The following is a 5,930-nucleotide window of genomic DNA, read 5'->3' on the forward strand; positions in this document are numbered from 1 at the left end:
CTGACCAAGACCTTCTTGGGGTGGGCCGAAAAGCAGCTGCCCGACGGCACCCTGATCTTCACCTCACCGGCCGGGCAGACCTATGTCACCACCCCCGGCAGCGCCCTGCTGTTTCCCAGCCTGTGCCACGCGGTCGGCGGCATACCCACCCCCGAAGCCGACCCACCGGCAGACAACTGCGCCCAACGCAGCGCCATGATGCCCAAACGCCGCCGCACCCGCACCCAAAACCGCGCCGCACGCATCGCCACCGAACGCCGACAGAATCGGGAAGCCCGCCTGGCCCGGCGCGTTAAGCGCCCCAGCTACTTCGGCCCTGCCCCACCCCCCACCCACGACGACGACCCACCGCCGTTCTAGCATTCGAACGTATGATCGATCAATGGGGGACCTCGCCGCGATCGGGTACCACGGGCAGCCGCTTCGCAACCCGTTCAGGGTGGTACGCCCGCCGATCACGGTGCTGGTCGACCTGACGGTGCTGTTCCCCCGCGAACCGCACCGATCGGGGCGGTACCAACCCAACGGCCTGCAGCTGCACAAGGTCGTCGAGGGGCGGCTGAGCTGCTGGGGGGTCTGCGAGCAGGGCGACTGGTGGGGGTTGGTGACCTACCCGATCGCATACGGTTCCAAAAGCAGGACGGTGACGCACTGGGTTCCTGCCTGGACGCTGCGCCGGAAAGGCCGGCGGATGCGATGATTGCTGCCCGTGGAGGGCAATTGGGGCGCCGTGCTGGCCAAGCTCATTCCGCTCGGTCTGGTTATCGCGCTGTCACCGATCACGGTCATTCCCGCCGTCCTGGTATTGCATGCGCCCCGGCCACGGCCGGCCAGCCTTGCCTTCCTCGGCGGCTGGGTCCTGGGCATGGGCGCGCTGACCGGCGCGTTCGTCGGCGCATCCGACCTACTGGGCGGCGTGCACCAAACGACGCCACCGGCGTGGGCCTCGTGGCTGCGGGTGGCACTGGGGTCAGCGCTGATCGCGTTCGGCGTGTTTCGCTGGCTGACCCGGCATCGTCACAGCAAGACCCCTGCCTGGATGCGTTCGTTCGGCAATATGACCCCGCTGCGCGCCGGGGTGACCGGAGCTGTGCTTGCGGTGGTGAGACCCGAGGTGCTGATCTTGTGCGTCGCGGCCGGCCTGGCCATCGGAACCGGCGGGCTGGGCGCCGCTGCGGCCTGGATATGTGGCGCCGTCTTCGTCGCCATTTCCTCGTCGACGGTCGCGGTCCCGATTTTGGCCTTCGTCGCTGCGGGTGACCGCCTCGACGACGCGCTGGAACGGCTCAAGGTTTGGATGGAACAACACCACGGCGCGCTGATGGCGGTGATCTTGGTGCTGATCGGTCTCTTGGTGGTCTACAACGGAATTCACGCTCTGTAGCAGTGCGACGCGGTACATTGCTGCCCGTGACAGAAAGTTGGGGCTCGGTTCTCAGCGGGGTCATCGGGCTTGGGCTCGTCATCGCGCTCTCACCGATCACGGTCATCCCGGCGGTGCTGGTCTTACAGGCGCCCCGCCCGAGACCGACCGGCCTGGCCTTCCTCGGCGGGTGGGTGCTGGGCATCGCGGCGCTGACGGCGCTCTCCGTCGGGGCCTCCGGCCTGCTCGGCGGTCTGGACAAGTCGCCGCCGAGATGGACGTCATGGCTGCGGGTGGTCCTGGGCTCGGCCCTCATCCTCTATGGCGTCTACCAATGGCTGACACGGCGTTCCCACACCGAGTCGCCGGCGTGGATGCGGTCGTTCGCCACGATCACCCCGACCCGAGCGGCGCTGACGGCGGTGGCACTGGTGGTGATCCGACCCGATGTGCTGCTGATTTGCGTTCCGGCGGGACTTGCGATCGGCGGCAGCGGGCTGGACATCCCCCGCGTCTGGATGGCCGGGGTGATCTTCGTCGTCGTCGCCGCGTCCACGGTTGCCATCCCGATACTGGCGTACGCGGCGGCCGGTCACCGCCTCGACGATGCGCTGGCACGGCTCAAAGACTGGATGGACAGGAACAACGCCGCGCTGATGGCGGCACTCTTCGTCCTGATCGGTTTGCTGGTGCTCTACCACGGAATCCACGCTCTGAATCATCGGTAGCCGCCGTCGGACAGGCCGGCCTCTTCCTCAAGCCTGTTCGTCTTCCCAAAGGCTAACTCGCGGAACACCTCCCAGCCGTAGTCCCTGAGCATGCCCACATAGCCCTTTTCCGCCCACTGCCGGCTGTGTCGCTCCTCGTGATGGAGAACCCGGTCCACATCGAGGTTGCCGACGTGTCCCGAGAGGACGATCCGGCGCAGTCGTTCGGCGGGATCCGTGGGACTACCCGCGTTGACCATGAACATGTCACCCCAGGTGGTGCCGCCCCGCCGACTGAACTGCCGCTGGATCCAATTGCCGCCCAGCCCCATCAGGATGCCGTTCGGGGTGGTGACCAGACGCCCCCCGTTGCGATGCACGAACCGGACGTCCCGGGAGTAGGTCCAATGATTTGCCTTCTGTCGGTTGATGATTCGCGCGACCTCATCGGCGGAGTAGAGCGTCGCCGGAAAATCTGCGGGTCGGGCGCCCGCATTGCCGTAGTCGGTGCCCGCGTTCAGGACGAAGGTCATCAGCGTCGCCGCGCGCGCACGTCGTCCGCCGATGGTCCCCGGAATGACGAAGAAGGACTTGCAGCGCGGGTCGTCGATCTGCTCCATTCCCTCGAGGACCTCGAAGCTCTCGGGTGTGATGGCGTGTCGTCGGGCGATCTCCGAGACGACACCCGAGCCCACGCCCCGGCGCTCGGCGTTTTCCAGCCACCGTTTCCAGTAGCCGCCCTTAACGTTGGTCTCCGAGGTAGGCGTCGGCCCAGGCGCCGATGATCCGGCCCGCCCGATGCGCTTGGCCCCGGGCGGTCAGCAGGTGGTCGGAGCCCTCGAGTGAGACGAAGCTGCGCGGGTGGCGGGCCAAGCGGAAGATCTCGCTTGCATTGTCGATGCCGACCGTGTTGTCGGTAGGTGAGTGCAGGATGAGCAGCGGCAGCTGCAAGCCCGTTATCCTGTCGTGGAGGTGAGCCGCGCGGACATCCTCGACGAACGCGCGCTTCAGGGTCAGCGTCCGCCCCCCGACCATCCACTCGGCAGTGCCCTCCGCCAAACACCGGTCGACCACTGCGTCGTAATGCTTCTCGACGTGGCTGGGGTCGACCGGCGCCGCCACCGTGACGACCGAGCGCACACCCGGCGACTGCCGCGCCGCCGCCAGCACGGCCGCGCCGCCCCACGAGTGCCCGACCAGGATCTCGGCCGGGGTCCCGCGATCCGCCATGAACTCGCATGCCTTGACGATGTCGTCGACCTTGACGGTGAAGGAGCCGTCCCCCCAGTCTCCCTCCGATCCCCCGAGGCCCAGAGCGTCGAAGCGGAGCATGCCGATGCCGTCGGTGGCCAGCTGCTTGCAGATGCGCGCCGCGGCGGCGGAGTCCTTACCGAGTGTGAAGCCGTGCGCAAACACGCCCCAGCCACGCACCGCCCCGGCTGGCGCCTCGATGATCCCCGCCAGGTGGGGGCCCGTGGAGCTGTTGAACGTGACGCGCTCGCCCATCGCTAGGCACGTGGACACAAATCCACGACGGCATAGTCGATCAATGCGTCGGCCTGTCGCGGCGTCAGCGCCTTGGGGCCGTTGTGCATGGTGGAGTCTTGCAGCGCCAGGGACTGCAGCTCGCTCGCCGGAGCGCCCCAGGAAATCTGCTGGCAGACCTTCCAGCCCGTCTGCACCAGCGCCGCGTCGCCGCCTTCGTTGTCTCCGATGCCGACGGCGTGCAGGTGGTTGAGGTAGGAGGCCTCGTCGGCGTGCGCCGGGCCGGCGCTCATGACGCCGGCAACCAGAAGAGGACTAACTACCAACGCTGCGCGGAGGAACGTGCCAGAGAGCCGCTGTGCTGCCATAACTCCTTCTCCAATGCCTGATTCGGCGCCCGGGGTTCCGACGGCGCACATATATCAAAGCCTGAAATCGCGCGTCCTGCAGCAGGGGAGTGCCCCCGTTGGGCTGTGCTCCACGCTTTTCAGACGGTCGGAGAGGAGGTCCGCGGTGGGCAGCGGCGACCTCGATGGACGGCGAACCGGATCCAGGGATTACGTTGGTATGTATGGCCGACGACGGGGGGGGATCCGCGTTCACCTGGCAGGGGCGGCGTGATCTGGTGGATCGGGTGCACGAACAGCTCGATGAGCTGGTGGCGGCTCGCGACCAGATGGAGCAACTGGTGCGGGTCATCGTGGAGATCAGCTCGGACCTGGACCTGGACGTGACGTTGCACCGAATCGTCAATGCCGCCATGGCGCTGACCGGTGCCCGCTACGGCGCCTTGGGCATCCGCGCACCCGACGGGAACCTTGTCTCCTTCGTCCACGCGGGCATCGACGACGGCACGGCGCGGCGGCTCGGCGACCTGCCGGTAGGTCAGGGTCTTCGCATCGACGATTTGAGCGCCGATCCGCACGGCGCCGGACTGTACGTCCAGGACCCGCCGGTGCGCGCCCTCCTCGGAATACCGATCACCGTGCGGGCAGCCGACTTCGGGAACCTTTACGTGGCCGACGATCGTCCCGGCCGGGTTTTCACCGACACCCAAGAGGCCGCCGTGCGAGCATTGGCCACGGCGGCGGCGGCCGCGATCGACAACGCGCGACTCTTCGAGCGGGAACGCGAATCGGCCAAATGGACGAAGGCAAGTCGCGAGATCACGACGGCGCTGCTTTCCGGGGATCCACAGACGGGGCCTTTGCAGCTGATCGTGAACCGGGCGCTGGAGCTTTCCGATGCCGAGCAGGCGATCTTGCTGGTTCCGCGGGAGCCCGACCTGCCCGCCGACGACGTCGAGAGCCTGGTCGTCGCGGCCACGGCGGGCCGGTACGCCTCCCAGGTGATTGGTCAGCAGGTCCCCATGGAAGGCTCCACCACCGGCGGTGTCGCCCGCCGCGGCCTACCGCTGATCACCGATTCGTTCCAGTATCCGATCGAGGGCTTCACCGATGTCGGCGAACGCTCCGCGATCGTCATGCCGCTGATCGCCAACGAACGGGTGCTTGGCGTGATCGCTGTCGCACGCCACCCGCAGCAGTCGCCATTCGGCAACGACTACCTCGAACTGGTCAGCGACTTCGCCCGACACGCCGCCATTGCGCTGGCGTTGGCGGCGGGCCGCGAGCATGCGCTCAACCAGGAGCTCGCCCAAGCGGACACCGTCGATGACGCGGTGCGCGCAGCGGCGGAGGAACTGCGCCGGCTATGGCGGGCGAGCCGAGTGCTGGCCGTCACCTTCCCGAGCAAGGGATCCTCAACGGGAACTGGCCATGACGCGCCACAGGTGGTGTCGGTTGGGGAGCCTGCGAAGTGGGCAGACCTGCCTGCCCGTACACGACGAATGCTGCTGTCGTTGCGCGACGGCGATCTACTCACCCCCAACGCGACCGAGACGGGGACGGTCGGCATCGCGTTGCAGCATCCCGAGGGCGTGCTCGTCGTCTGGATCGATTCGGCCGACCGGCGGCCGTTCACATTGGAGGACCAAACCCTGCTGACCGTGCTGGCAGGACGTTTGGGCCAGGGCTTACAGCGGGTCCACCGGGTTGACCAGCAGCGCGAGACCGCTTTGGCGCTGCAACACGCGATCCTGGGCCCCGCCGACCTGCCGCACGGGTTCGCGGTGCGCTATCAGGCCGCCAGCCGGCCCCTGCAAGTGGGCGGAGACTGGTACGACATCTTCGAGCTGGACGACGGGCGCATCGCGTTGGTTGTCGGCGACTGTGTCGGCCATGACCTCGCCGCCGCCACGGTGATGGGGCAGGTCCGCAGCGCGTGCCGGGCGTTGCTGTTCGACGACCCCAGTCCCGGAGCCGCTCTGAGGGGGCTGGACCGCTTCGCCGCGCGGCTGCCGGGGGCCCAATGCA

The 5,930-nt window shown here is 67.8% G+C and carries 7 protein-coding genes and 1 pseudogene; 5 read left to right on the forward strand and 3 right to left on the reverse strand.

Features of this window, described 5'->3' with window-relative positions:
- From JO059_RS03520 to JO059_RS03535, 4 genes and pseudogenes are all read left to right on the forward strand, one after another.
- Nucleotides 1-360 (forward strand): annotated as a pseudogene (locus JO059_RS03520) (hypothetical protein); the annotation flags it as partial.
- 22 nt (nucleotides 361-382) lie between these two features.
- On the forward strand, nucleotides 383-700 hold the full coding sequence (locus JO059_RS03525; protein WP_293314733.1) for a hypothetical protein: 318 nt from the start codon (nucleotides 383-385) through the stop codon (nucleotides 698-700).
- A gap of 9 nt (nucleotides 701-709) precedes the next feature.
- Entirely contained in the window at nucleotides 710-1,384 is a 675-nt protein-coding gene (locus JO059_RS03530; RefSeq protein WP_293314739.1) for a GAP family protein, read from the forward strand.
- Nucleotides 1,385-1,410: 26 nt separating this feature from the next.
- Nucleotides 1,411-2,091 (forward strand): GAP family protein, encoded by a 681-nt coding sequence (locus JO059_RS03535; RefSeq protein ID WP_293314734.1) that lies wholly within the window; start codon nucleotides 1,411-1,413, stop codon nucleotides 2,089-2,091.
- On the opposite strand, the gene JO059_RS03540 is transcribed toward JO059_RS03535, so the two are convergent.
- From JO059_RS03540 to JO059_RS03550, 3 genes are read right to left on the reverse strand one after another with little or no spacing between them, the layout of a single operon-like run.
- A complete protein-coding gene (locus tag JO059_RS03540) occupies nucleotides 2,082-2,765 on the reverse strand; it encodes a hypothetical protein (RefSeq protein ID WP_293314735.1) in 684 nt (227 codons plus the stop codon). The two genes, JO059_RS03535 and JO059_RS03540, sit on opposite strands and share 10 nt — an antisense overlap.
- A gap of 46 nt (nucleotides 2,766-2,811) precedes the next feature.
- Nucleotides 2,812-3,576, reverse strand: coding sequence for an alpha/beta fold hydrolase (locus JO059_RS03545; RefSeq protein ID WP_293314736.1), 765 nt, complete (start codon nucleotides 3,574-3,576; stop codon nucleotides 2,812-2,814).
- Nucleotides 3,577-3,578: 2 nt separating this feature from the next.
- Complete coding sequence (locus JO059_RS03550; RefSeq protein WP_366516144.1) at nucleotides 3,579-3,848, reverse strand: DUF732 domain-containing protein; 270 nt, start codon at nucleotides 3,846-3,848, stop codon at nucleotides 3,579-3,581.
- Nucleotides 3,849-4,126: 278 nt separating this feature from the next.
- Between JO059_RS03550 and JO059_RS03555 the strand changes: the two genes are divergently transcribed.
- The coding region (locus JO059_RS03555) for a GAF domain-containing protein (RefSeq protein ID WP_293314738.1) at nucleotides 4,127-5,930 on the forward strand (1,804 nt) is incomplete at its 3' end.

Origin of the sequence: Mycobacterium sp., from assembly GCF_019247615.1 — a bacterium.
Taxonomy (GTDB): Bacteria; Actinomycetota; Actinomycetes; order Mycobacteriales; family Mycobacteriaceae; genus Mycobacterium.

Bases quoted from the DNA above. Each gene is read 5' to 3' on its own strand.
- JO059_RS03525 (WP_293314733.1), top strand. From the start codon at position 383: ATGGGGGACCTCGCCGCGATCGGGTACCACGGGCAGCCGCTTCGCAAC.
- JO059_RS03550 (WP_366516144.1), bottom strand. From the start codon at position 3,848: ATGAGCGCCGGCCCGGCGCACGCCGACGAGGCCTCCTACCTCAACCAC.
- JO059_RS03545 (WP_293314736.1), bottom strand. From the start codon at position 3,576: ATGGGCGAGCGCGTCACGTTCAACAGCTCCACGGGCCCCCACCTGGCG.